Genomic DNA, 24,403 nt, shown 5'->3' on the forward strand with positions numbered 1-24,403 from the left:
CGTCAGGCTTTTCCGCCGTCCTGCGCGCCGCCGTCCGCGGCCGCCTTCTTCTTGTCGCCGATCCGGCTTTCCTGCCCTGCGAGCAGCTTCGAAATGTTGCCGCGGTGACGCCACACGAGCAGCACGCTCATCGCGAGCACGGCCCATGCGACCGGGTTGTGGCTCGTGCCGAACAGGAACACGTCGAACACCGGCGCGAACACCGCCGCCACCAGCGCCGCGAGCGACGAATAGCGGAAGAAGAATGCGACGATCAGCCAGGTCAGCGCGGTCGCGAGCCCGAGCACCGGGTGTACGGCGAGCAGCACGCCGGCCGCGGTCGCGACGCCCTTGCCGCCCTGGAAGCGGAAGAACACCGGATACAGGTGGCCGATGAACACGGCGATCGCGACCCATGCGACCGCGACGTCGGGCAGGCCGAAGCGCCGCGCGAGCCAGACGGCAATCCAGCCCTTGAATGCGTCGCCGACGAGCGTCAGGATCGCGGCTTTCTTGTTGCCGCTGCGCAGCACGTTGGTCGCGCCGGGATTCTTCGACCCGTACGAACGCGGGTCGGCCAGGCCCATCGCGGCGCTGACGACGACGGCGAACGACACCGAACCGATCAGGTAGGCAACGAGGGCGGCGAGCAGGATCTGCATGCGGAGGACTCTTCTTTCAACGTATCGGTAAAGGGACGGCTCTGTGCGCGGCAAGCCGAAACGGCGCCCATTCTACCGAACGAGCGCGGCCTGCCACGAAGGTGAAACCCTCAGTCGACGCTCGCGCACTGCACGGGCTGCGCGCCGAGCAGCGACTTGAGCACCGCCGGCGCGAGGCTGACGAGGTAGCCGCGACGGCCGCCGTTCAGGTAGATCGTCGGCAATTCGAGGATCGTCGCCTCGACGTAGACGGGCATCGTCTTGCGCGTGCCGAACGGCGACGTGCCGCCGACGAGATAACCCGAGTGACGGTTCGCGACGTCGGGCTTGCACGGCTCGACGCGCTTCGCGCCGATCTGCCGCGCGAGGTTCTTCGTCGACACGGTGCGGTCGCCGTGCATCAGCACGATCAGCGGCTTCGCGTGTTCGTCTTCCATCACGAGCGTCTTCACGACGCTGTGCTCGTCGACGCCGAGCTGGCGCGCCGATTCGCCGGTGCCGCCGTGTTCGACGTATTCGTACGGATGCTCGCCGAACGTGACGCCGTGGCGGCGCAACAGCTGGGTCGCAGGGGTTTCGGACACGTGTCTGGATTTGCTCATGGCGGCATTCTAATGGCGAACGACCGGCGCGCGCGATGGCGTGCCCGCGCCGGCGGTATACTCGCGGCCCGTTTTCCGCGGGGCGGCCCGCGGCGTCGCCGTGGCGATTCCGCCCATCATCATTGCAGACATCGCGAAACGCTATTGCCCGATTGGCCGATTGTGGCGCGTGCATCGTCATGGCACGATCGTTCGCAAACATCGTCACGCCGCCGCCCGCCCCTTTTCTGGAGACGCCATGCCCTCGCCCATCCGTTCATCCGAGTCGCTCGCCGTCGATGCGCTGCTCGCCGCGCTGCCCGGCCGCATCGCCGACGTGCCCGCGCGCTGGGCAACGCGGGCGCCCGCGCACCCGGCGCTGATCGAGGACGCGCGCCGCCTGTCGTACGGCGACTTGTCGCAGGCCGTCGATGCGGCGGCCGCACGGCTCGCGAGCCTCGGCGTGCAAGGTGGCGACCGAGTGATGATCGTCGCGGAAAACTGCGTCGCGCAGATCGTGCTGCTGTTCGCGGCCGCCCGCGTCGATGCGTGGGCGCTCGTGTCGAACGCGCGGCTGTCGGCCGGCGAACTCGATGCGATCGCCACGCATGCGCGTCCGAAGCTGATCGCGTTCGCGACGGACGCATCGCCCGACGCACGTGCGCACGCGGCGCGGCTCGGCACGACACCCGCCGGCGCGCTGCCGGTCGACATCGGCGCATGGTCGTATCGCGTCGATGCGAGCGCGCCTGCCGAACCGGTGGCCGCCGACGGTGCCGCGCAATGCGCGGCGCTGATCTACACGACCGGCACGACCGGCGCGCCGAAAGGCGTGATGCTGTCGCACCGCAACCTGCTGTTCATCGCGGCGACGTCGAGCACGTTGCGCCGCGTGTCGCCGGACGACGTCGTCTACACGGTGCTGCCCGTGTCGCACGTGTACGGGCTCGCGTCGGTCTGCCTCGGCAGCCTGTACGCGGGCGCGACGCTGCGGCTCGCGCCGCGCTTCGCGCCGGAGGCCGTGCGCATCGCGCTCGCCGACGAAGGCGTCACGATCTTCCAGGGCGTGCCCGCGATGCACGCGAAGCTGCTCGAACACCTGCACACGCACGGCCACGCGTGGCACGCGCCGCGCCTGCGCTTCGCGTATTCGGGCGGCTCGCCGCTCGATGCGAACCTGAAGGCGCGCGTCGAGGGCTTGTACGGCGTGCCGCTGCACAACGGCTACGGGATGACCGAAAGCAGCCCGACGATCACGCAGACGCCGCTCGACGCGCCGCGCGCCGACAGCTCGGTCGGCGTGCCGATTCCGGGCGTCGACATGCGGATCGTCGCGCCGGACGGCACCGACGTGCCGCAAGGCGAGGTCGGCGAGATCCGCGTGCGCGGGCCGAACGTGATGCTCGGCTACTACCGCAACGCGGACGCCACGCGCGCAGCCGTGTCGCCGGACGGCTGGCTGAGCACCGGCGATCTCGCGCGGCAGGAAGCCGACGGCGCGGTGACGATCGCGGGCCGCAGCAAGGAACTGATCATCCGGTCCGGCTTCAACGTGTATCCGGTCGAAGTCGAACAGGTGCTGAATGCGCATCCGGACGTCGTGCAGGCGGCCGTCATCGGCCGCGCGGTCGAAGACAACGAGGAAGTGCTCGCGTTCGTCGAGCTGGTGCCCGGCGCGGCGGCGGACGAAGCGGCATTGCACGCATGGTGCGCGGAGCGATTGGCGCCTTACAAACGCCCTGCTCGCATCCGCGTGCTCGACGCATTGCCGGCCGCATCGACCGGCAAGGTGCTGAAGCACAAGCTGCGCGAGCTGGCCTGACGCCTGCCGGCGCGCGCAGCGAAGAACGCGCCGTGCCGGAATCGCGCGCCCCCCGTGCGCTAGCCGCGCGGATGGTGTTGCGCGTGCAGCGTCCTCAGCCGCTCGCGCGCGACGTGCGTATAGATCTGCGTGGTCGAGATGTCGCTGTGGCCGAGCAGCAACTGCACGACGCGCAGGTCGGCGCCGTGGTTCAGCAGGTGTGTCGCGAACGCATGCCGCAGCGTGTGCGGCGACAGGTGCGCGCGCACGTCGGCCTGCTGCGCGTGGCGCTTGATGATGTTCCAGAACTGCTGGCGCGTCATTCCGTCGCCGCGCGCGGTCACGAACAGCGCATCGGCCGCGCGTGCGCCGAGCAGCGCCGGCCGCGCATTGCGCAGGTAGCGCTCGATCCAGCCGTGCGCGACTTCGCCGAACGGCACGAGCCGCTCCTTCGAGCCCTTGCCCATCACGCGCACGACGCCCTCGTTGAGGCCGACCTCGACGGTCTTCAGCGTCACGAGCTCGCTCACGCGCAGCCCGCTCGCGTACATCAGCTCGAGCATCGTGCGATCGCGCAGGCCGAGCGGCGTGCCGATGTCGGGCGCACCGAGCAGCGCCTCGACCTGCGCCTCGGACAGCGTCGACGGAAACCGGGCCGCCTGTTTCGCGGACGTGATCCGCAGCGTCGGGTCCGCGCTCGCGCGATGTTCGCGCACGGCCCAGCCGTAATAGCGACGGAACACCGACAGCCGCCGGTTCGACGACGTCGCCTTGCCGTCGCTACGCGCGGCGATATAACCCGTCACCATCGCCTCGTCGGCCGAATCGAGCGGCGCGTCGTGCGTCGCGGCCAGCCATCGGGAAAACAGCACCAGATCGCGCCGGTACGCGTCGAGCGTGTTGCGCGAGAGCCCGTGCTCGAGCCACAGCGCATCGCAGAACACGTCGATCGACGCGCGGCTCGCGAGCAGCGCGGGCGATGCCGCGGCGGCATCGTCGTCGGCTTCGGGGGAAATCAGCGGTTCGCTCATCGGTACGGCACGCCCTCGTGCGCCAGCAGCCAGCGCTTCACTTTCTGGTAATAACCGTTGTCATCGTGGTTCGCGAAGCCGCCGAGGCCGCCTGCCGCGACGACGCGATGGCACGGGATCACGAGCGGAAAGTAGTTCGCGCCGCACGCCTGACCGACCGCGCGCGGCGCGCTGCCGATCCGCTTCGCGACCTGCCCGTAGGTCAGCACCGTGCCGGGCGGGATATCGCTGATCACGTCCCACACGCGGTGCTGGAACGCGCTGCCGACTTCGGCGAGCGGCAGGTCGAAGCGCGCCGACGCACGCTCGAAATAACGTTCGATCTGCTGGACCGCGCGCTTCGCGAGCGGCGAATCCGGATCGACCGACTTCACCGATTCGGGCAGATAGACGATCTCGCGCACCACCGCGGCGTCCGTGCGGATGCCGACCTTGCCGAACGGCGCGTCGATGACTGCATTGAACATTGCCCTCTCCTGAGCGATGGATGCGCGCGGCACCACCGCGCGCCGACGACACTTTACGCCGCCTTCACGCGGCGCGCAGCGCCCATTCGACATGCTCGCGCACGACCGGCGACGGATCGTCGGCCCGCGCGCGCAACGCGGCGACGATCGCGTCGCGCGCCTGCGGCGAAAGCCGGTCCGCGCTCGCGCGCAGCGCATTGCCGAGCCCGACCGCGAGATTGCGCAGCCAGCTTTCGTAGCCGATGCGCCGGATCGCGCTGCCCTGCATCCGCGTATCGAACGCTTCCGCGTCCCACCCGAACAGCTCGACGAGCGTCGCGCGGTCGAGGCCGTGCCGCACGTCGAAATCGGCGACGGGCGCGGCCTGCGCGAACTTGTTCCACGGGCACACGAGCTGGCAGTCGTCGCAGCCGTACACGCGATTGCCGATCATCGGCCGCAGCGGCTCGGGGATGCTGCCTTTCAGTTCGATCGTCAGGTACGAGATGCAGCGGCGCGCATCGACGCGGTACGGCTCGACGATCGCGCCGGTCGGGCATGCGTCGATGCAGCGCGTGCAATTGCCGCAGTGCGCGCCGGGAGCCTCGGGTGCGGTATCGGGCGACGTGTGCGCGTCGGTCGGCAGCGGAATATCGACGTAGATCTCGCCGAGGAAGAACAGCGAACCCGCGTCGCGCTGCAGCAGCAGCGTGTGCTTGCCGCGCCAGCCGACGCCGGCCTTCTGCGCGAGCTCGACCTCGAGCACGGGCGCCGAGTCGGTGAACACGCGGTAGCCGAACGCGCCGATCTCGCGCTCGATGCGCTCCGCGAGCGTCTGCAGCCGGTTGCGCAGCACCTTGTGATAGTCGCGGCCGCGCGCATAGATCGACACGACGGCCGCCTGCGGATCGTCGAGCCGCGCCCGTTCGCGTGCGCGCCAGTCGTGCGGCGCGAGCGCGCCGGGCTCGCCGTCGGGTGCGCCGGCGGCGAGCGTTTCGGCCGGCAGGTAGGCGAGCCGCACGGAAATCACGCGTCGCGTACCGGCCACAAGTTCGGCCGGCCGCGCGCGTTTCATCCCATGTTTCGCCATATAATCCATTTCGCCGTGGTATCCGGCTTCCAGCCAGGCGGCGAGGCCTGCTTCGGCATCCGAGAGATCGGTATCGCTGATGCCGATCGCCCCGAAACCCAATTCGCGCCCCCACGTCCTGATGCGAGCGGCGAGCGCAGTCAAGGCCGCATCGTCGAGCGCGCACGGCGCCGCGCCTTCGGCATGAGTCGAAGGCCTGTCGGATGCGGCGAGTTCCGGTAATCGGTTCATCGCACTATTTTACGAGAATGCCAGCCACGTCCCATACGCCTCATGCCGCCACGCTGCCGGCCCCGCTCGCGGAGCGCGTGACCGCGCTCGCCGACGAAGCGGCGACCGAGGCCTTCGGCACGCGCTTCGCGCATGCGCTCGACGCGGCGCGCATCGATCTCGCCCGTGCGCATGCGTTCGACGGGCTGCAGATCCAGCTGGTCGGCGATCTCGGCGCGGGCAAGACGAGCCTCGTGCGCGCGATCCTGCGCGGCCTCGGCCACCAGGGACGCGTGCGCAGCCCGACCTATACGCTCGTCGAGCCGTACGCGCTCGAACGCAGCGATGGGGAACTCGAGGTCTATCACTTCGATCTGTATCGATTCAACGATCCGGCCGAATGGTCCGACGCAGGCTTTCGCGAATATTTCAATTCCAGCGCGATCTGCCTCGTCGAATGGCCGCAACAGGCGGGCGTGCTGCTCGGCGTGCCCGATCTGGTTTTCTCGCTCGACGTGGATGGCGACGGCCGCGCCCTCACCGTCCGGGCGTACAGCGCTTCAGGAAAGGCATGTCTCGAAAGATGTTGATCAAACCGTTCCGCTCGATCGAATCGGCGGCCACCGCGACGCATAACTGGCGGCGCCGCCAGATTCTGCGCGCGGGCGCGTCGACGCTGGTGCTCGGCCTCGTCGCCCCGCGGCTCGCGCACGCGTCGTCGGTGCTCGGCGTGCGCGTGTGGCCCGCGCGCGATTACACGCGCGTCACGATCGAATCCGACCAGCCGCTGCAGAATAGCCAACAACTGCTGCAGGGTCCCGACCGTCTCGTCGTCGACCTGAGCGGCCTCGATCTCGACCAGGCGCTGCGCGACCTCGTGTCGAAGATCGCACCGAACGATCCGCAGATCCAGTCGGTGCGCGTTGGCCAGTACCAGCCGCACGTCGTGCGGATGGTGTTCGACCTGAAAGGCTCGGTGAAGCCGCAGGTGTTCACGCTGCCGCCGGTCGGCACCTACAAGTACCGGCTCGTGTTCGACCTGTATCCGGCCGTCGCGCCCGATCCGCTGACCGACCTGATCGCGCAGACGGAACGCAAGGAACAGGCGCTCAACGACACGGCGCGCGCGCAGCAGATGCAGCCGCCGAGCGCGCTGAACGGGCCGGCGACGCCGCCCGTCGCGGGCAACGACAACAGCGACGCGTTCTTCCAGCGCTTCGCGCAGAACACGCCGGCCACGCCGCACACGCCGCCGGCTGCCGGCACGCCTGCGACGCCCGCGAAGCCGGCCGTCAAGCCGCCGCCCGTCATCGCGCGCCGCGACGACAGCGACGACGACGGCGACACCTACAAGTTCACCGCACCGAAATCCGGCAAGGGCGGCACCGTGCGCCTGCTGACGGTCGCGATCGATCCGGGCCACGGCGGCGAGGATCCGGGCGCGATCGGCGGCGGCGGCACGTACGAGAAGCACATCGCGCTCGACATCGCGAAGAAGCTGCGCGCGAAGATCGACGGCGCGCCGAACATGCGCGCGATGATGACGCGCGACGCCGACTTCTTCGTGCCGTTGAACGTGCGCGTGCAGAAGGCGCGCCGCGTGGGCGCCGATCTCTTCGTGTCGATCCACGCGGATGCGTTCACGACGCCGTCCGCGCGCGGCTCGTCGGTGTTCGCGCTATCCGATCACGGCGCGTCGAGCGCCGCGGCGCGCTGGCTCGCGAACAAGGAGAATTCGTCGGACCTGATCGGCGGCATCAACATCAAGACGCAGGACGCGGCCGTGAGCCGCGCGCTGTTCGACATGTCGACGACCGCTCAGATCCGCGATTCGATGCGCTACGGCAACTACGTGCTGAAGGAAGTCGGCGGCATCAACAAGCTGCACAAGGGCTCGGTCGAACAGGCCGGGTTCGCGGTGCTGAAGGCGCCCGACATTCCGTCGATCCTCGTCGAGACCGCGTTCATCAGCAACCCGGACGAAGAGCGCAGGCTCAACGACGACAGCTATCGCGACGAGATGGCCGACGCGATCTTCCGCGGCATCAAGCGTTATTTCGCCGCGAATCCGCCGCTCGCGAAGAACCGGATGGCCTGACGGCCGTACCCGGCCACCCCGCCCCGCCGCCGGCACGCAGCGCGTGCCGGCGCGTCACGACGCCGCGAAGCGGCGCATCAGTTTCCCGCCGAACACGTTCACCGCGAGCCCGCCCATCACGAGCGCCGCGCCGAGCAGTTGCGCGCGCGTCAGGTGCTCGTCGAGCAGCAGCGCCGACGACGCGAGCCCGACGATCGGCACCAGCAGCGAAAATTGCGCGACCTGCGCGGCCGGGTAGCGCGACAGCAGGCGGCTCCACAGCCCGTAGCCGAGCAGCGTCGCGACGAACGCGAGATAGACGACCGCGAAGATCGACGCACCGTCGAGCCCGGCGAGCGCGGTCGCGATCCGCTGCGGCCCTTCGAACCACAGCGACAGCAGGAAGAACGGCACGGGCGGCACGAGGCTCGCCCATACGACGAGCGACACGAGGTTCGCTTTCCCGACCTTCTTCGTGACGATGTTGCCGAACGCCCACATCGCAGCCGAGCAGATCGTCAGCAGGAAACCCGCGAGCGTCATCGCACGGCCGCCCTGCGCCGCGATCACGACGAGCCCGCCCGCGGCGATCGCGAGCCCGACCAGGTTCTGCACGTGCAGCCGCTCGCCGAGGAACAGCATCGCGAACACCAGCGTGAAAAACGCCTGCGACTGCAGCACGAGCGACGCGAGGCCGGCCGGCATGCCGACGTACATGCCGGTGAACAGGAACACGAACTGGCCGAGCTGGATCGTCGCGCCGTACAGCACCAGCAGGCGCCACGGAATCTGCGGCCGGCGCACGAAGAACACCGCGGGCACGGCCGCGAGCGTGAAGCGCAGCGCGCCGAGCAGCATCGGCGGCATCCCGTGCAGGCCGACCTTGATCACGACGAAGTTAACGCCCCACGCCAGAATCACGACCAGCGCGAGCAGCAAGTCCTTCGGGGCCATCATCGGCGTCTCCTCGATTGTCGAATCGTTGTTCCGAAGCGCGTCAGTCTACCGGGTTTCGCCGCCCGGCCCGATACCCGCGCGGCGCGCATGGAATCGTCGGCGGGCGGCTATTACAATGACCTGCATCCCCATTGCATCACCGGACCCGCCATGACCGACTCGATCAAAGCCCTGCTGAAGCCGCACGTGCGCGACATCGGCAACCTGCAGGTGCGCCGCACGCTGCCCGCGCTCGCCGCGCGCCTCGTCGGCCCGTTCATCTTCTTCGATCACATGGGGCCCGCCACGCTGCCGGCCGGCACCGGGCTCGACGTGCGCCCGCATCCGCATATCGGGCTCGCGACCGTCACCTACCTGTTCGACGGCGCGATCCTGCACCGCGACAGCCTCGGCTCGCGGCAGGAAATCGTGCCGGGCGACGTGAACTGGATGACGGCCGGCCGCGGGATCGTCCACTCCGAGCGCACGCCCGACGCGCAGCGCGCAAACGGCCACACCGTGCACGGAATCCAGACCTGGGTGGCGCTGCCGCGCGCGCACGAAACCACCGAGCCGTCGTTCGAGCACCATGCGGCCGACACGCTGCCGAAGCGCGACGAAGACGGCGTGTCGCTGACGGTGATCGCCGGCGATGCGTTCGGGCTGCGCTCGCCGGTCACGACGTTCTCGCGCACGCTGTACGTCGCGGCCGAATTCGCGGCCGGCGGCCGCATCGAACTCGACGCGTCGCACGAGGAGCGCGCGGTCTACGTGGTCGACGGCGATCTCGCGATCGACGGCACGCCGGTTCCGGCCGAGCAGATGGCCGTGCTCGCGCCGGGCGCGGCGGTCACGCTGACGAGCGCCGGCGGCGCGCGCGCGATGCTGCTCGGCGGCGACAGGATCGACGGCGAGCGCTTCATCGAATGGAATTTCGTCGCCAGCAGCCGCGACGCGATCGCGCGCGCGAAGGAAGCCTGGACGCGCCAGGAAATGGGCAAGGTGCCGGGCGAGACCGAGTGGATTCCACTGCCCAAGTCGAAGCCGCGTTGAAAAACGGGCGCGCCGCCCCCATCCTGACGATATTCGAACGGAAGAGAACGACATGGACACCACGCTTGCCACATTCGAGAAAGACGTCATCGAGGCGTCGCTGGACACGCCCGTGCTGGTCGACTTCTGGGCGCCGTGGTGCGGCCCCTGCAAGACGCTCGGCCCGCTGCTCGAAAAACTCGAAGCCGATTACGAAGGCCGCTGGAAGCTCGTGAAGGTCAACGTCGACGAGAACCAGGAACTCGCCGCGCACTTCCAGACGCGCAGCATCCCGCACGTGATCGCGTTCGCGGACGGGCGCCCGGTCGACCAGTTCGTCGGCGTGCTACCCGAAGGGCAGTTGCGCGCGTTCCTCGACCGGCTGCTGCCGGCGCCCGAGGAAGCCGAACGCCGCGCCGCGCAGTACGCGGTGGCCGAATCGCGCCACGACGACGCGCTCACGCACCTCGAAGCGGCGCTCGCGCTGAACCCCGGTTTCGACGACGCGCGCCTCGACCTGATCGAACTGCTGCTCGCGAACAACCAGGTCGAAGTCGCGCGCGCCGAGGCCGAGCGCCTGTCGCCGCAGATCGTGGAAGGCGGCGATCCGCGCTACCAGGCGATCAAGACCCGTTTCGACGCGCTCGACGCAACGGCCGACCTGCCGCCGACCGACGCGCTCGAAGCCCGTATCGCAGCGAACCCGGGCGATCTCGACGCGCGCTTCGACCTCGCGCAGAGCCTGATCGCGCGGCGCGAGTATGAAGGCGCGCTGGAGCAGTTGCTGGAAATCGTGCTGCGCGACCGCGCGTATGGCGACGATCTCGGCCGCAAGACGATGATTTCGGTGTTCGAGCTGGCGGGCGACCGCCCCGATATCGTCGCCGGATGGCGGCGCAAGCTGAGCATGGCGCTCAACTGACGAACGACCGGCAGGGCCGCAACGGCCCGGCCGGTCGCCGTATCGCTGGCAGCGCGTGTCCCGCGCCGCAGCATGAAGCAACGCCCGCGCGTCGCCGATCAGCCCGCGGCCTGCGCCGCGATCGCGCGCAGCGCATGCGCGGCGGCCGCGAAGCCGAAGCTCGCGGTCACGCACACGCTCGAACCGAATCCCGCACAGTTGAGCCCCGCGACGTGCGCGACCGCGGACGGCTCGGCGCCGTCCTCGATGTCGCATGCGGCCGCTTCCGGGTAGATCAGCGGCTCGTCCGAATACACGGCGCTGATCTTGAAACGCGCCTTCGGCCCGCGCGGAAAGCCGTGCTGCTTGCGCAACTGCGCGCGCACCTTCGACAGCAATGGATCCTGGATCGTCAGCGCGAGATCGTCGATCCGGATGCGCGTCGGGTCGAGTTGCCCGCCCGCGCCGCCGACCGTGACGAGCGGCTGCCGCTTCGCGACGCACCATGCGATCAGCGCGACCTTCGTGCGCACGCTGTCGATCGCGTCGATCACGTAGTCGAAACCGCCGCCGAGCAGCGCGTCGAAGTTGTCGGGCTCCGCGAAATCCTCGATCCGGTTCACGCGGCACGCGGGATCGATCAGCGCGATCCGCTCGGCCATCGCGTCGACCTTCGGCTTGCCGTAATTGCCGTCGAGCGCATGGATCTGCCGGTTCGTATTGCTTTCCGCGACGTTGTCGAGATCGATCAGCGTCAATGTACCGATCGCGCTGCGCGCGAGCGCCTCGGCCGTCCACGAGCCGACGCCGCCGATCCCGATCACCGCGACATGCGCACGCTCGAAAGCGGCGGCCGCCGGCGCACCATACAGCCGCGCGACGCCGCCGAAACGCCGTTCGCGATCCACGTCAAGCTGGATTGCCGGGGTCGGGGTAAGATCAGAAGAACTGGGCGGGGCAGTGTCGGCAGCGGACATGGCAGCAAGGAAAACGTAAGTCGAGCAGCCCTCTATTTTGCCTGAACTCCCCGCTCCCACGCGCCACTGTGCACGCACGATTCTTGCGCGTTCGCTATACTGGCCCCAGATTGAAGCGTTTGCATAACATGACGACTCTCGCCGATCTCCGCATCAACTATTCGCGTGCTTCGCTCGACGAAGCCGATGCCGCCCCCGACCCCTTCGTCCAGTTCGACCGCTGGTTCAAGGAGGCGCTCGCCGCCAAACTGCCCGAGCCGAACACGATGACGCTCGCGACCGTCGGCGCCGACGGCCGGCCGTCTGCCCGGATCGTGCTCATCAAGGGCGTCGACGAACGCGGGTTCGTCTTCTTTACCAATTACGAAAGCCGCAAGGGGCACGATCTCGCCGCGCATCCGCAAGCGGCGCTGCTGTTCTACTGGATCGAGCTCGAGCGCCAGGTGCGCATCGAAGGCCGGATCGAGAAAACCAGCGCCGAAGAAAGCGACCGCTATTTCGCGTCGCGCCCGCTCGGCTCGCGCATCGGCGCATGGGCGTCCGACCAGAGCGCGGTGATCGACAGCCGCGCGACGCTCGAAGCGCGCGAAAAGGCCGTCAGCGAACGCTACGGCGACACCCCGCCGCGCCCGCCGCACTGGGGCGGCTACCGCCTCGTGCCCGACGCGATCGAGTTCTGGCAGGGGCGCCCGTCGCGGCTGCACGACCGTCTGCTCTATACGCGCGACGCCGACACGTCGCCGGGCTGGACGATTTCGCGCCTGTCGCCGTAAGCGCGGCGCCGGCACATGCCGGTCGTGTCTCGTGTTGCATCCGGGCGCCCGCGCCGCAAGCGGCGGGCGCCGTCAAGATACTTGGCTGTATTCGATTCAACGAACAAACGGAGAATCCAAATGTTCTGGGAAAAGAAGCTGGCACAGTGGGCGGATGAAGTACGGGCGAAAGCGAACATACCGGCACGCCTCGTGCTGTGGAACGGCGAACAACTCGATTTCGGCACCTTCAGCGCGCCGCAGGTCACGCTGAAGGTGAACAGCGCGTCGGCGTTGCCGCTCTTGCTCGAACCGAGCCTCGACAATCTCGGCGAGGCGTACGTGAAGGGCAAGATCGACATCGAGGGCAAGCTGTCGGACATCATCAACATCGGCTACTCGCTCGCGCGCAGCACGGTGACGAGCGCGAGCAAGCTCGCGCGCGTGAAGCGCTACTTCAACCACACGAAGAACACCGACAAGAAGGCGATCCAGTACCACTACGACGTCTCGAACGAGTTCTACAAGCTGTGGCTCGACGAGAACATGGTGTACTCGTGCGCGTACTTCGAGAACGGCGACGAGAATCTCGCCACCGCGCAGATCAAGAAGATCGACCACATCCTCACGAAAATCCAGTTGCAGCCGGGCCAGCGCCTGCTCGACATCGGCTGCGGCTGGGGCGCGCTCGTGCTGCGCGCCGCGCAGAAGTTCGGCGCGACGTGTCTCGGCGTGACGCTGTCGCAGAACCAGTTCGACCTCGCGACCGCGCGCGTGAAGGCCGCCGGACTCGAGGACAAGATCGAGATCCGCCTGCAGGACTACCGCGAGATCGACGGCCAGTTCGACCGCATCACGAGCGTCGGGATGTTCGAGCACGTCGGCCGCAAGAACCTGCCGCTGTACTTCTCGCGGGTGCGCGAACTACTCGCCGACGACGGCATCGCGATGAACCACGGCATCACGTCGACCGACGCGGAAAGCGGCGAAACGGCACTCGGCGGCGGCGAGTTCATCGACCGCTACGTGTTCCCGGACGGCGAGCTGCCGCACATCAGCCTCGCGCTCGAAGCGGCGCAGCGTGGCGGACTGGAAGCGGTTGACGTCGAAAGCCTGCGGCGGCACTATGCGCGCACGCTCGACATCTGGACGGAAAACTTCGAGGCGAAGGCGGAGGAAGCGCGAAAACTCGTCGACGACGAAAAATTCCGCATCTGGCGCGTGTATCTCGCCGGCTGCGCGTATGCGTTCGAACACGACGACGTGTCGATCTTCCAGATCGTGTGCCGCAAGGCCGGACGCAGCGCGAAAACGCTGCCGTGGTCGCGGCGCTATATGTACGAACACGCGCTGCCGCGCTAGGCGGCGCTTCACGCTGGGCATGCATGGGTGACGGCAGGACGCGGCGCAAGGCGCCGCCGGAACGACAGCAGCGCGACGACACGGACGAGTCGCACGCCGACGGACAATTCGACCTGTTCGGCGTGCCGGCGGACGCTGCACGCGCGTCGTCGCCCGCGGACGACACGCACCCTGCAAACGCCGATGAACGCGTGACTTCGAACCCGCATGACGATGCGCGGCAGGCGCCGCCCGCCCGCGCAGCCTCCCGCCCTTCCGACGAACCAACGCCGCCCGCCCCCGGCCTGCTGTGGGACGACCCGTCGCCGCCGGCCGCGCCGCCGAAGAAAAGCCAGCGCCGGCGCGGCGTGCCGTCCGCGCCGATCGCGGCGGACGTCGCCGACGCAGCAGCCGGCCTGCCGCCGAATGTCCGGCTCGGCACGTCGTCGTGGTATTTCCCCGGCTGGAACGGCATCGTCTACGACGGCGATTTCGCGCAGACGAAGCTGTCGCGCGAAGGGCTCGAAGCGTACGGCGCGCATCCGCTATTGAAGAGCGTGAGCCTCGACCGGTCGTTCTACGGCCCGCTGTCGGTGGCCGACTACCTGCGCTACGCGCAGCAGGTGCCCGACGATTTCCGCTTCGTCGTGAAGGCGCCGGCCGCCGTGACCGACGCGGTCGTGCGCGGCCGGCGCGGCGAGCCGTCGGGACCGAACCCGACCTTCCTCGACGCGCAGCTCGCCACCCGGGAATTCGTGCAGCCGTGCCTCGAAGGGCTCGGCCGGAAGGCCGGCGTACTCGTGTTCCAGTTCTCGCCGTTGCCCGATCATCTGCTCGCCGAACCGGCCGCGCTGATCGATCGGCTCGCCGCGTTCTTCACGGCGCTGCCGCCGCTGCCGCCGGAAGCCGACGGCCCGCGCTACGCGATCGAGATTCGCGACGCGAGCCTGCTCACGCCGCGCTTCATCCGCGCGCTCGCCGCGCTCGGCGTGCGCTACTGCGTCGGCCTGCACGCGCGGATGCCCGACCCGCTGCGCCAGGCCGCCGCGCTCGCGCTGCTCGACGGCGACGCGCCGGGCCCGCTGATCGTGCGCTGGAGCCTGCGCGGCGGCTTCAAGTACGAACAGGCGAAAGCGAAGTACGAGCCGTTCGACAAGCTCGTCGACGAGGATCCGGCCACGCGCTCGGCGCTCGCCGAACTGGCCGCGCGCTACGCGCTGGCCGGTCAGCCGGTGATCATCACGATCAACAACAAGGCGGAAGGCTCCGCGCCGCTGTCGTGCATCGCGCTCGCGCGCGAGATCGCCGCCGCGTGCGCGCAGTGGCGCGGCGAGGCGGCTTGACGCCGGTTTCCGCCGTTCGCTCGCTTACGCGCCGCGCAGCGACTTCAGCCGGTGCGAGAACTTCTGCCGGAATTTCGCGAGCTTCGGCCCGATCACGACCGAACAGTAGCCCTGCCCCGGGTTACGCGCATAATAGTTCTGGTGATAGTCCTCGGCCGGCCAGTAGTTGCCGTCGAGCGGCACGACCTGCGTGACGATCGGCTGCCCGAACACCTGCTCGCGCTCCAGTTCGCGGATCACGTCGAGCGCGGTGTCGCGCTGCGCATCGGAATGCGTGAACACGACCGACCGGTACTGCGTGCCGACGTCGTTGCCCTGCCGGTTCAACTGGGTCGGATCGTGCGTCGCGAAGAAGATCTCGAGGATCTCGCGATAGCCGATGCGCGCCGGATCGAATGTCACGTTGACGACTTCCGCGTGGCCCGTGTCGCCTTCGCAGATGTCGCGATAACCGGGATTGCGCGTGTGGCCGCCCGCGTAGCCCGACTGGACGGCCGTCACGCCATCGACGTCGAGAAACACGGCCTCCGTGCACCAGAAACACCCGCCTCCCAACGTCGCGGTTCCAAGCATTTCGTTCCCCATGAAATCAGACCCTCGTTGATGACAGCAGCCGGCACGCAGGTGCCGGCGCCACCGTTGCATCTCGCCGCTGCGCATCCGTGGTACGCGACGCAGCGGCACTTCGGCAAGTATCTCACTCGCGCGCGAACCTGGCAGATCGCACAGGTGCCGCGCGCGACCGACCGCACGTTTCTCGACTACACTTAGGCACGCGTGACCGCGGCGCAAACCGTCCGGCCACGCAAAGCGTCCGATGCACGCCCGACCCTGATGCACCCATCATCTGCCGGAACATCGATATGCACGTCTTGACAGACATCGTCCGCGTCGCGGGCCCGGTCGCCGCCACGTCGCGAGCCGACGCTTCAACTTCACCTTCGCGATATCGTGCGCCCGTGTCACTCAGGGCGTCGCGATCCGGTTCATCGTCTTCACCCGCTTTCACGATCTGATGCACGGCGCCGCGCGTGTCGCCGACGCGTGCATCCGCCTGCCGATCGCGCCCGCCGGCGAGATGCGCGCCGTGCGGCCACCTCGACCCGTACGTCCGCAGCGCACGGCCGTGCGTCAGTAGTCCGATACCACCGAGAGGGCATCACCATGAGCATGCGGCCTGACCCGACGTTTCACGCTTCGCCCGAGCTTGCGATGCAGGCGCCGGCGGAAGAGTTTGCCTATACGTTGTTGCTGAGCCCCGATTTTTCCAGACCCGACGCGCTCGCCGTGATCGACGTGAAGCCCGGCTCGCCGACCTACGGAAAGATCGTGCACACGGTGACGATGCCGAACACCGGCGACGAGTTTCACCACTTCGGCTGGAATGCGTGCTCGTCGGCGCTGTCGCCGCTGACCGGCCATGCGTTCCTCGAGCGCCGCTTCCTGATCATCCCCGGCCTGCGCTCGTCGCGCATCTACGTGATCGACACGAAGCCGCACCCGACGCAGGCGCGCATCCACAAGATCATCGAGCCCGACGAGATCTTCGCGAAGACCGGTTATTCGCGGCCGCACACCGTTCACTGCGGCCCCGAGGGCATCTACGTGAGCACGCTCGGCGGCGCGGGCAAGGACGGCACCGACGGCGCGCCCGGCATCTTCATCATGGATTGCGAAACCTTCGACGTGCTCGGCCGCTGGGAGATCGATCGCGGCCCGCAGGACAAGCACTACGATTTCTGGTGGAACCTGCCGCGCGACTACATGGTGTCGAGCGAATGGGCGCTGCCGCCGCAATTCGAGAACGGCATCGTGCCCGAGGATCTGCTCGCGAACAAATACGGGCACCGGCTGCATTTCTGGGACCTGCGCGCGCGGCGCAACGTGCAGACGATCGATCTCGGCGCGCAGCACCAGATGGCGCTCGAAGTGCGGCCCGCGCACGACCCGGTGCGCGAATACGGATTCGTCGGCGTGGTGGTCGATACGACGAACCTCGAAGGCTCGATCTGGACCTGGTGGCGCGAGGACGGCAAGTTCCATGTGAAGAAGACCGCGACGATCCCGGCCGAGCCGGCCGCGGCCGACGAACTGCCGCCGCTGCTGAAAGCGTTCGGCGCGGTGCCGCCGCTCGTGACCGACATCGACCTGTCGCTCGACGACCGCTTCCTCTACGTATCGTGCTGGGGCACCGGCGAGATGCGCCAGTACGACGTGTCGGATCCGCATAACCCGGTGCTCGCGGGGGCGGTGCGGATCGGCGGCATCGTGCGCCGCGCGCCGCACACGAACGGCCGCGCGTTCGCGGGCGGCCCGCAGATGGTGGAGATCAGCCGCGACGGCCGGCGCGTGTACTGGACCAACTCGCTCTATTCGACGTGGGACGACCAGTTCTACCCGGACGGCGTGCCGGCCGCGCAGGTGCTCGCGCACGCAGGGCCGGACGGCGGGCTGACGCTCGCCGACGATTACTGGGTCGAGTTCCCCGACGGCTATCGCGCGCACCAGATCCGGCTCGAAGGCGGCGACTGCTCGACCGACTCGTTCTGCTACCCGTCGGTCAAGCGTTGAACACCGGACTTCACGCGCAGTTCGCGCTGTGGGCGGCCGTGCTCGCGAGCGGCGTGTATCACGGGCTCAATCCCGCGATGGGCTGGCCGCTCGCGGTGTCGAACGCGCTGATGACGCGCCGCGGCGGCGCGCTCGTCGCGGCGCTCGGCTATCTCGCGCTCGGCCATGCGCTCGCGGTATTCGCGGTGATGCTGCCATTCGGGCTGCTCGCCGCGCTGCTCGCGTGGCAGTCGGCGATCCGGATCGGCGCGAGCGCGCTCGTGATCGGCTTCGGCGCCGTGCTGCTGATCCGGCGCCGGCATCCGCGTGCGCTCGCGCGGATCCCGCCGGCGCGGCTCGGCCTGTGGTCGTTCGCGGTCGCGATCGCGCACGGCGCGGGGCTGATGCTGGTGCCGATCTACCTCGGGCTTTGCGGGCTCGACATGGACGCCGGCCACCGCGCGGCGGCCACGCTCGTCGATGCGCATCTCGGGATGGCGCTCGTCGTCGCGGCCGTGCATGCGGCCGCGATGATCGCCGCCGGCGGCGGGCTCGCGTGGCTCGTGTACCGCTATCTCGGGCTGAAGTTCGTGTCGCGGAGCTGGTTCAATCTCGATGCGGTGTGGGCGTCGAGCCTGATCGTGACGGGCGCGCTGTCGCTCGGGCTGGCGGCGACGCGATAGCACGGGCATCGATAGTGCGCGTGGCGGATGGGGTGGATCGGCGGATCGGCAGGTGGACAGGCCGGCGGCACCGCACAAAAACGCGACAGAACGGCCATGCCGACCGCGCGCCATCGTGATCCCGGCAGCGCGCCGCAGTGTTCGCTACGTCACCCTATCCCCGCGATGCGCCGTCCGGCCGGGCCCGGCGGCCCCGATTCCGCTAAAATCGGGCCATGCGCACCACTTCCCAACCGACCGCCTTGTCGCCTTTCGTCCGCCGCGCCCGTCACACCTGCGTCGCGCCGCGCCCGCCCGTTTCGTTCCGGATGGCCGCCCGATGAGCCGCGCCAATCCGCCGGATTTCGACGCGGCCGCCTTCCGCCAGGCGCTCGGCCAGTTCGCGACGGGCGTGACGGTGATCACGACGCGCGCGCCGTCCGGGCAACTGATCGGCATCACCGCCAGCTCGTTCAACTCGGTATCGCTCGATCCGCCGCTCGTGCTGTGGAGCCTCGCGCACAAATCGGCGTCGACGCCCGTATTCCGCGGCAACAGTCATTACGTGGTGAACGTGCTTGCGGCGTCGCAGCTCGACCTGTGCAAGCGCTTCTCGACCTACAAGGGCGACCGCTTCGAAGGGATCGCGCATGTGGCCGGCAATTCGGGGATGCCCGTGCTCGACGGCGCGCTTGCGTGGTTCGAATGCCACAACCGCAGCCGCTATGACGAAGGCGACCACGTGATCTTCGTCGGCGAAGTGGAACGCTGCGGCGTGCGCGCCGCGTCGGACGAGACACCGCCGCTCGTGTTCCACGGCGGCGGCTTCCACGGCCTTACACCGCTTTGATCGCACCCGTGCGCGCCAGCCCGACCGGCGCGCCGGCTTCGTCCTTCAACGTCTGCAGCACGATGTTCGAACGGATGTCCATCACGCCGGGCGCCTTGTAGAGCCGGTTCAGCACGAAATCCGAATAGTGCTTGAGGTTGTGCGCGAGCACGCGCAGCAGATAGTGGCTCTCGCCCGTCACGACGAACGCGCCGACCACCTCCGGCCATTCGCGCAGCGCTTCCGCGAAGCGCTCGTGCCATTGATTCTCCTCGTTGCGCATCGATACCTGCACGAACGCCTCGAGCTCGAAGCCGAGCTTCTCGCGGCTCAGGCACGCGCGATAGTGCTCGATCACGCCCTGCTCCTCGAGCAGGCGCATGCGGCGCAGGCAGGCGGACGGCGAAAGCGAAATCCGTTCCGCCAGATCGAGATTGCTGATTCTGCCCTCCTCCTGCAGTACCGCCAGAATCCGGCAGTCGGTGGCATCGAGCGTGATCGCGTGCATTTTTGGTCCCCGTTTTCCCTCTCAGTCGAATTATCTGCCAATCCGGCGGATTGTCCATGTTTATTTCGCAAGCACTTTCTGCGAGCGTCCACCTATCATTCGAAGCATCGACTCACCGATTCGTCATGCCATGGACACACTCTGGGACATCTCGCCGCCTGTCAGCCCCGCCACCCCCGTGTGGCCGGGCGATACGCCGGTTTCCGTCGAACGCGTGTGGCGAATGGAGGCCGGCTCGCCGGTCAACGTCGCGCGCCTGACGCTGTCGCCGCATACGGGCGCGCACTGCGACGCGCCGCTGCACTACGACGCCGACGGCGCGCCGATCGGCGCCGTGCCGCTCGACACCTATCTCGGCCCGTGCCGCGTGATCCATTGCATCGGCGCATCGCCCGTCGTGCAGCCGGCCGATATCGCGACCGCGCTCGACGGCGTGCCGCCGCGCGTGCTGCTGCGCACCTGTGCGCAAGCGCCGGTCACGCAATGGGACCCCGGCTTCTGCGCAGTCGCGCCTGAAACGATCGACCTGCTCGCCGCACATGGCGTGAAGCTGATCGGCATCGATACACCGTCGCTCGACCCGCAGGAATCGAAGACGATGGATGCGCATCACCGCGTGCGTGCGCACCGGATGGCGATCCTCGAAGGCATCGTGCTCGACGACGTGCCGCCCGGCGACTACGAGCTGATCGCACTGCCGCTGAAGTTCGCGACGCTCGACGCGAGCCCTGTGCGCGCGGTGCTGCGCGCGCTGCCCGCGCATGCTTCCTGATTACCCCGACCTACGACCCCACATCATGATCAAGACCCGTGAAGACGCGCTCGCGCTCGACCGCGACGACCCGCTCGCCCCGCTGCGCGACCAGTTCGCGCTGCCCGACGGCGTGATCTACCTCGACGGCAACTCGCTCGGCGCGCAGCCGCGCGCGTCGGCCGCCCGCGCGCAGCAGGTGATCGGCGCCGAATGGGGCGAAGGGCTGATCCGCAGCTGGAACACGGCCGGCTGGTTCGCGCTGCCGCGCCGTCTCGGCGACAAGCTCGCGACGCTGATCGGCGGCGCGCCCGGCGAAACGGTCGTGACCGACACCATCTCGATCAACCTGTTCAAGCTGCTGTCGGCGATGCTGCGTCATCAGGCCGAGCGCGCGCCCGAGCGCCGCGTGATCGTGTCGGAACGCTCGAACTTCCCGACCGACCTGTATATCGCGCAGGGGCTGATCGAGCAGCTCGGCGGCGGCTACGAGCTGCGCCTGATCGACGATCCGGCCGACCTGCCCGACGCGCTCGGCGCGGACACGGCCGTCGCGATGGTCACGCACGTGAACTACCGCACCGGCTACATGCACGACATGCCGGCCGTCACGCAGCTCGTGCACGACGCGGGCGCGCTGATGCTGTGGGATCTCGCGCACTCGGCCGGCGCGGTGCCGGTCGACCTGAACGGCGCGCGCGCGGACGGCGCGGTCGGCTGCACGTACAAGTACCTGAACGGCGGCCCCGGTTCGCCCGCGTTCGTGTGGGTGCCGCAGCGCCATCACGCGCACTTCTCGCAGCCGCTGTCCGGCTGGTGGGGCCACCGCGCGCCGTTCGCGATGCAGCCGGGCTTCGCGCCCGATCCGGGCATCGCGCGCTTCCTGTGCGGCACGCAGCCGATCGTGTCGATGTCGATGGTCGAATGCGGGCTCGACGTGTTCCTGCAGACCGACATGCAGGCGATCCGCCGCAAGTCGCTCGCGCTGACCGATGCGTTCATCGCGCTCGTCGAAGCGCGCTGCGCGGGCCTGTCGCTGAAGCTCGTCACGCCGCGCTCGCATCACCAGCGCGGCTCGCAGGCGAGCTTCGAGCATCCGCACGGCTATGAAGTGATGCAGGCGCTGATCGCGCGCGGCGTGATCGGCGACTACCGCGAGCCGTACGTGCTGCGCTTCGGCTTCACGCCGCTCTATGTGCGCTTCGCCGACGTGTGGGATGCCGTCGAGACGCTGCGCGACATCCTGGCCACCGACGCGTGGAAGGCGCCCGAGTTCGCCGAACGCGGCGCGGTGACCTGACCGGTTTTGCCCGGCGCGCGCCGCAGTGACGTGCGGATAACGCGCCGCGCCCCCGTCATTCAACCCTGGAGAAAGTCGTGAATTCTGGTCATATGCAGCCGCCCGGCGACGAAGCGCCGGCGGGCTGCCCGTTCTCGGGCGCACGCGCCGCGCAACCGGTACATTCGGCGCAAGCGGCACACGAAGCGCCGCACGTGCCGGGCGATGCCTCGGGCCAAGCCGGCTGGCACAACGCGCAGCTCGATTTCTCGAAGTCGATGAGCTACGGCGACTACCTGTCGCTGAATTCGATCCTCGACGCGCAGCACCCACTGTCGCCCGACCACAACGAGATGCTGTTCATCATCCAGCATCAGACGAGCGAGCTGTGGATGAAGCTCGCGCTGTTCGAGCTGCGCGGCGCACTCGACGCGGTGCGCTCCGATGCGTTGCCGCCCGCATTCAAGATGCTCGCGCGCGTGTCGCGCATCCTCGAGCAGCTCGTGCAGGCGTGGAACGTGCTGTCGACGATGACGCCGTCCGAGTATTCGGCGATGCGGCCGTATCTCGGGCAGTCGTCGGGCTTCCAGTCCTACCAGTATCGTCAGCTCGAATTCCTGCTCGGCAACAAGAACGTGCAGATGCTGCAGCCGCATGCGCATCGGCCCGACATCCTCGAACAGGTGCGCGCGACGCTCGAAGCGCCGTCGTTCTACGACGAGGTCGTGCGCCTGCTCGCGCGGCGCGGGTTCCCGATCGCACCGGAGCGACTCGAGCGCGACTGGACGCAGCCGACGCGTCACGACGAGACGGTCGAAACCGCGTGGCTCGAGGTGTACCGACACCCGCAGCAGCACTGGGAGCTGTACGAGATGGCCGAGGAACTGGTCGATCTCGAGGACGCGTTCCGCCAGTGGCGCTTCCGTCACGTGACGACGGTCGAGCGCATCATCGGCTTCAAGCAGGGCACGGGCGGCACCAGCGGCGCGCCGTATCTGCGCAAGATGCTCGACGTCGTGCTGTTCCCCGAGCTCTGGCACGTGCGCACCACGCTCTAACGCACACGATGCACGCGATGCGCCCGCACGTCACGACGACGTGTGGGCCAGTTCCTCCCCGTCGCGCGGCACCGACTGCGCGCGCGACAGCCGCGGAATGTGCCGCCGCACCGCGAGCAGCGCGATGCACACGACGCCCATCGCCGCGGCCAGCATCGTCAGGTACGCACCCGCACCGCCCGCCGTGATCACGATCGCGCCCGCGAACGCGCTGAGGATCGCGCCGAGCCGGCCGAACGCGAGCGCGCTCGCGGTGCCCGTCGCGCGCACCGCCGTCGGGTAGATGTACGCACAAAGCGCATACATCGTCGACTGCACCGCGTTGACGAACAGCCCGTGCAGGCCGAGCCCGACGATCAGCCAGTTCGTGTGGCGGCTCGCATCGACTCCCATCAGCCACACTGCGCTCGCCGCGCCGCCGATGCTGCACAGCGCGAGCGGCCAGCGCGACCCGGCATGCGCGATCGCCCATGCGCACAGCAGCGCGCCGATCACGCCGCCGAGGTTGTACGCGGTGAGCCCCGCGCCCGCGACCGACACGCTCAGCCCGCTCGCGGCCAGCATCGTCGGCAGCCAGCTGAACGCCGCGTAGACAGCAAGCAGACACATGAAGAACGCGCACCACAGCGCGATCGTGTCGCGCGCCTGGCCGCTCGCGAACAGCGCGCCGAAGCCGCCGCGGCCACCGGGTGCGCGTGCGTCTTTCGTATCGGTGAACACGGTGTCCGGCGCGACCGGCCGCTGCATCCGCGCGAGCAGCGCGCCGAGTTCCGGCCAGCGCGCGGGACGCCGCGCGAGATAGCGCGGCGATTCGGGCAGCGCGCGCACGAGCACGAAGCCGAGCACAAGCGGCAGCGCGCCGCCTGCAAAGAACAGCCCGCGCCAGCCGTAGCGCGGCAGCACCTCGTGCGCGAACAGGCCGGCCAGCATCCCGCCGAGCGGCACGCAGACGATCGTCGCGGTCACCATCATCGTGCGGCGCCGCGCGGGCGTGTATTCGGCCGTCATCGTCGTGGCGGTCGGCAGCGCGCCGCCGATCCCGAGCCCCGCGCAGAAGCGCAGCATCGCGATCGCCGCGACGTCGGGCGCGAAGCCGATCGCGCAGGTCGCGACGCCGAACAGGAACACGCTGCCGATCACGGCCTGGCGGCGGCCGAAGCGGTCCGCGACGATCCCCGCGCACGCGCTGCCGATGCCCATCCCGATCAGCCCGGCCGCGACGGCCGGCGCGAACGCGCCGCGCGTGATACCCCATTCGCGGATCAGCACCGGAATCGCGAAACCGATCAACTGGCCGTCGAAGCCGTCGAGCACGATCGCGAGCGCGGCGAGCAGCACCACGCAGCGCTGCATCGTCGTGAACGGCCCGTCGTCGAGCGTCGTGCCGATGTCGACCGACGGCGGCGGCAATCCGTCGCGCGTGCTCATGCGACCTCCCGTGCGCCGCGCGTCGGTGGCAACGTGCGCGAACGGCGCGCGGCAAGACAACGGCATTCGATGGCTTTCATGGCGTCTCCTGTTGTCCGGGCTGGCGCGTCGACGCGTGCCCGGATCTCGTACTGCGCGGTCGGCCGGCGTCAATACGTCGGCGCCGGTGTCTTTTCAAC

General features: G+C 68.8%; 25 protein-coding genes. 15 read left to right on the forward strand and 10 right to left on the reverse strand.

What is annotated here, in order from left to right; translation table 11 throughout:
- Positions 1 to 2: 2 nt before the first annotated feature.
- Together plsY and ybaK are read right to left on the reverse strand one after the other, a co-directional pair.
- Positions 3 to 641, reverse strand: coding sequence for a glycerol-3-phosphate 1-O-acyltransferase PlsY (gene plsY, locus BT264_RS25165; RefSeq protein ID WP_034178855.1), 639 nt, complete (start codon positions 639 to 641; stop codon positions 3 to 5).
- 110 nt (positions 642 to 751) lie between these two features.
- Positions 752 to 1,243, reverse strand: a complete 492-nt coding sequence (gene ybaK / locus BT264_RS25170; RefSeq protein ID WP_072442863.1) for a Cys-tRNA(Pro) deacylase — start codon at positions 1,241 to 1,243, stop codon at positions 752 to 754.
- A 238-nt stretch (positions 1,244 to 1,481) separates the two neighbouring features.
- Between ybaK and BT264_RS25175 the strand changes: the two genes are divergently transcribed.
- Entirely contained in the window at positions 1,482 to 3,044 is a 1,563-nt protein-coding gene (locus tag BT264_RS25175) for a class I adenylate-forming enzyme family protein (RefSeq protein ID WP_072442861.1), read from the forward strand.
- Positions 3,045 to 3,103: 59 nt separating this feature from the next.
- On the opposite strand, the gene xerD is transcribed toward BT264_RS25175, so the two are convergent.
- The 3 genes from xerD to queG all read right to left on the reverse strand — a co-directional run bounded on the left by xerD (position 3,104) and on the right by queG (position 5,821).
- Positions 3,104 to 4,054, reverse strand: coding sequence for a site-specific tyrosine recombinase XerD (gene xerD / locus BT264_RS25180; RefSeq protein WP_072442859.1), 951 nt, complete (start codon positions 4,052 to 4,054; stop codon positions 3,104 to 3,106).
- Complete coding sequence (locus BT264_RS25185; RefSeq protein ID WP_072442857.1) at positions 4,051 to 4,521, reverse strand: methylated-DNA--[protein]-cysteine S-methyltransferase; 471 nt, start codon at positions 4,519 to 4,521, stop codon at positions 4,051 to 4,053. The genes xerD and BT264_RS25185 overlap by 4 nt, the downstream gene beginning before the upstream one ends.
- Before the next feature lie 64 nt (positions 4,522 to 4,585).
- Positions 4,586 to 5,821, reverse strand: coding sequence for a tRNA epoxyqueuosine(34) reductase QueG (queG, locus tag BT264_RS25190; RefSeq protein ID WP_072442855.1), 1,236 nt, complete (start codon positions 5,819 to 5,821; stop codon positions 4,586 to 4,588).
- 17 nt (positions 5,822 to 5,838) lie between these two features.
- Between queG and tsaE the strand changes: the two genes are divergently transcribed.
- Together tsaE and BT264_RS25200 are read left to right on the forward strand one after the other, a co-directional pair.
- Positions 5,839 to 6,390 (forward strand): tRNA (adenosine(37)-N6)-threonylcarbamoyltransferase complex ATPase subunit type 1 TsaE, encoded by a 552-nt coding sequence (gene tsaE / locus BT264_RS25195; RefSeq protein WP_072442853.1) that lies wholly within the window; start codon positions 5,839 to 5,841, stop codon positions 6,388 to 6,390.
- Positions 6,372 to 7,898, forward strand: coding sequence for an N-acetylmuramoyl-L-alanine amidase (locus BT264_RS25200; RefSeq protein ID WP_072442851.1), 1,527 nt, complete (start codon positions 6,372 to 6,374; stop codon positions 7,896 to 7,898). Before tsaE ends, BT264_RS25200 begins: the two co-directional genes overlap by 19 nt.
- A gap of 54 nt (positions 7,899 to 7,952) precedes the next feature.
- Here the strand turns inward: BT264_RS25200 and BT264_RS25205 are convergent, their stop codons facing one another.
- Positions 7,953 to 8,831 carry an EamA family transporter gene (locus BT264_RS25205; RefSeq protein WP_177318416.1) on the reverse strand — a complete coding sequence of 293 codons (879 nt, stop codon included), beginning with the start codon at positions 8,829 to 8,831 and terminating at the stop codon, positions 7,953 to 7,955.
- A gap of 153 nt (positions 8,832 to 8,984) precedes the next feature.
- Between BT264_RS25205 and BT264_RS25210 the strand changes: the two genes are divergently transcribed.
- Both BT264_RS25210 and trxA read left to right on the forward strand, forming a co-directional pair.
- A complete protein-coding gene (locus tag BT264_RS25210) occupies positions 8,985 to 9,866 on the forward strand; it encodes a pirin family protein (RefSeq protein ID WP_072442906.1) in 882 nt (293 codons plus the stop codon).
- 52 nt (positions 9,867 to 9,918) lie between these two features.
- A complete protein-coding gene (gene trxA / locus BT264_RS25215) occupies positions 9,919 to 10,767 on the forward strand; it encodes a thioredoxin (RefSeq protein ID WP_072442847.1) in 849 nt (282 codons plus the stop codon).
- 98 nt (positions 10,768 to 10,865) lie between these two features.
- Here trxA and tcdA read toward each other — a convergent pair whose 3' ends face one another.
- Complete coding sequence (tcdA, locus tag BT264_RS25220) at positions 10,866 to 11,723, reverse strand: tRNA cyclic N6-threonylcarbamoyladenosine(37) synthase TcdA (RefSeq protein ID WP_072442846.1); 858 nt, start codon at positions 11,721 to 11,723, stop codon at positions 10,866 to 10,868.
- Between the two features lie 128 nt (positions 11,724 to 11,851).
- On the opposite strand from tcdA, the gene pdxH reads away from it, so the two are divergent.
- From pdxH to BT264_RS25235, 3 genes are all read left to right on the forward strand, one after another.
- Positions 11,852 to 12,496 (forward strand): pyridoxamine 5'-phosphate oxidase, encoded by a 645-nt coding sequence (gene pdxH, locus BT264_RS25225; RefSeq protein ID WP_072442845.1) that lies wholly within the window; start codon positions 11,852 to 11,854, stop codon positions 12,494 to 12,496.
- Between the two features lie 120 nt (positions 12,497 to 12,616).
- Entirely contained in the window at positions 12,617 to 13,837 is a 1,221-nt protein-coding gene (locus BT264_RS25230) for an SAM-dependent methyltransferase (RefSeq protein ID WP_072442844.1), read from the forward strand.
- Between the two features lie 23 nt (positions 13,838 to 13,860).
- Positions 13,861 to 15,159, forward strand: a complete 1,299-nt coding sequence (locus BT264_RS25235) for a DUF72 domain-containing protein (protein ID WP_072442843.1) — start codon at positions 13,861 to 13,863, stop codon at positions 15,157 to 15,159.
- Between the two features lie 24 nt (positions 15,160 to 15,183).
- Here the strand turns inward: BT264_RS25235 and msrA are convergent, their stop codons facing one another.
- The gene (gene msrA / locus BT264_RS25240) at positions 15,184 to 15,744 is read right to left on the reverse strand and encodes a peptide-methionine (S)-S-oxide reductase MsrA (RefSeq protein ID WP_072442842.1); all 561 of its coding nucleotides are present in this window, start codon (positions 15,742 to 15,744) and stop codon (positions 15,184 to 15,186) included.
- Positions 15,745 to 15,759: 15 nt separating this feature from the next.
- Between msrA and BT264_RS39335 the strand changes: the two genes are divergently transcribed.
- The 4 genes from BT264_RS39335 (at position 15,760) to BT264_RS25260 (ending at position 19,221) form a co-directional block, all read left to right on the forward strand.
- Positions 15,760 to 15,930 carry a hypothetical protein gene (locus tag BT264_RS39335; RefSeq protein WP_177318414.1) on the forward strand — a complete coding sequence of 57 codons (171 nt, stop codon included), beginning with the start codon at positions 15,760 to 15,762 and terminating at the stop codon, positions 15,928 to 15,930.
- Positions 15,931 to 16,323: 393 nt separating this feature from the next.
- Positions 16,324 to 17,730: a selenium-binding protein SBP56-related protein gene (locus BT264_RS25250; protein WP_072442841.1), complete on the forward strand. Its 1,407-nt coding sequence runs from the start codon at positions 16,324 to 16,326 to the stop codon at positions 17,728 to 17,730.
- A complete protein-coding gene (locus BT264_RS25255; RefSeq protein WP_072442840.1) occupies positions 17,727 to 18,392 on the forward strand; it encodes a hypothetical protein in 666 nt (221 codons plus the stop codon). The genes BT264_RS25250 and BT264_RS25255 overlap by 4 nt, the downstream gene beginning before the upstream one ends.
- 319 nt (positions 18,393 to 18,711) lie before the next feature.
- A complete protein-coding gene (locus tag BT264_RS25260) occupies positions 18,712 to 19,221 on the forward strand; it encodes a flavin reductase family protein (protein ID WP_034178871.1) in 510 nt (169 codons plus the stop codon).
- Here BT264_RS25260 and BT264_RS25265 read toward each other — a convergent pair.
- Entirely contained in the window at positions 19,208 to 19,708 is a 501-nt protein-coding gene (locus tag BT264_RS25265; protein WP_006477992.1) for an Lrp/AsnC family transcriptional regulator, read from the reverse strand. The genes BT264_RS25260 and BT264_RS25265 overlap by 14 nt on opposite strands.
- Before the next feature lie 130 nt (positions 19,709 to 19,838).
- Between BT264_RS25265 and kynB the strand changes: the two genes are divergently transcribed.
- The 3 genes from kynB to kynA all read left to right on the forward strand — a co-directional run bounded on the left by kynB (position 19,839) and on the right by kynA (position 22,796).
- On the forward strand, positions 19,839 to 20,480 hold the full coding sequence (kynB, locus tag BT264_RS25270; RefSeq protein ID WP_072442839.1) for an arylformamidase: 642 nt from the start codon (positions 19,839 to 19,841) through the stop codon (positions 20,478 to 20,480).
- 25 nt (positions 20,481 to 20,505) lie between these two features.
- Positions 20,506 to 21,759, forward strand: coding sequence for a kynureninase (kynU, locus tag BT264_RS25275; RefSeq protein WP_072442837.1), 1,254 nt, complete (start codon positions 20,506 to 20,508; stop codon positions 21,757 to 21,759).
- A gap of 92 nt (positions 21,760 to 21,851) precedes the next feature.
- Positions 21,852 to 22,796 (forward strand): tryptophan 2,3-dioxygenase, encoded by a 945-nt coding sequence (kynA, locus tag BT264_RS25280; protein WP_072442835.1) that lies wholly within the window; start codon positions 21,852 to 21,854, stop codon positions 22,794 to 22,796.
- A 30-nt stretch (positions 22,797 to 22,826) separates the two neighbouring features.
- Here the strand turns inward: kynA and BT264_RS25285 are convergent, their stop codons facing one another.
- Positions 22,827 to 24,224 carry an MFS transporter gene (locus tag BT264_RS25285; RefSeq protein WP_072442904.1) on the reverse strand — a complete coding sequence of 466 codons (1,398 nt, stop codon included), beginning with the start codon at positions 24,222 to 24,224 and terminating at the stop codon, positions 22,827 to 22,829.
- Positions 24,225 to 24,403 lie beyond the last annotated feature (179 nt).

The organism is Burkholderia sp. NFPP32, from assembly GCF_900119325.1.
Classification (GTDB): domain Bacteria; phylum Pseudomonadota; class Gammaproteobacteria; order Burkholderiales; family Burkholderiaceae; genus Burkholderia; species Burkholderia pyrrocinia_C.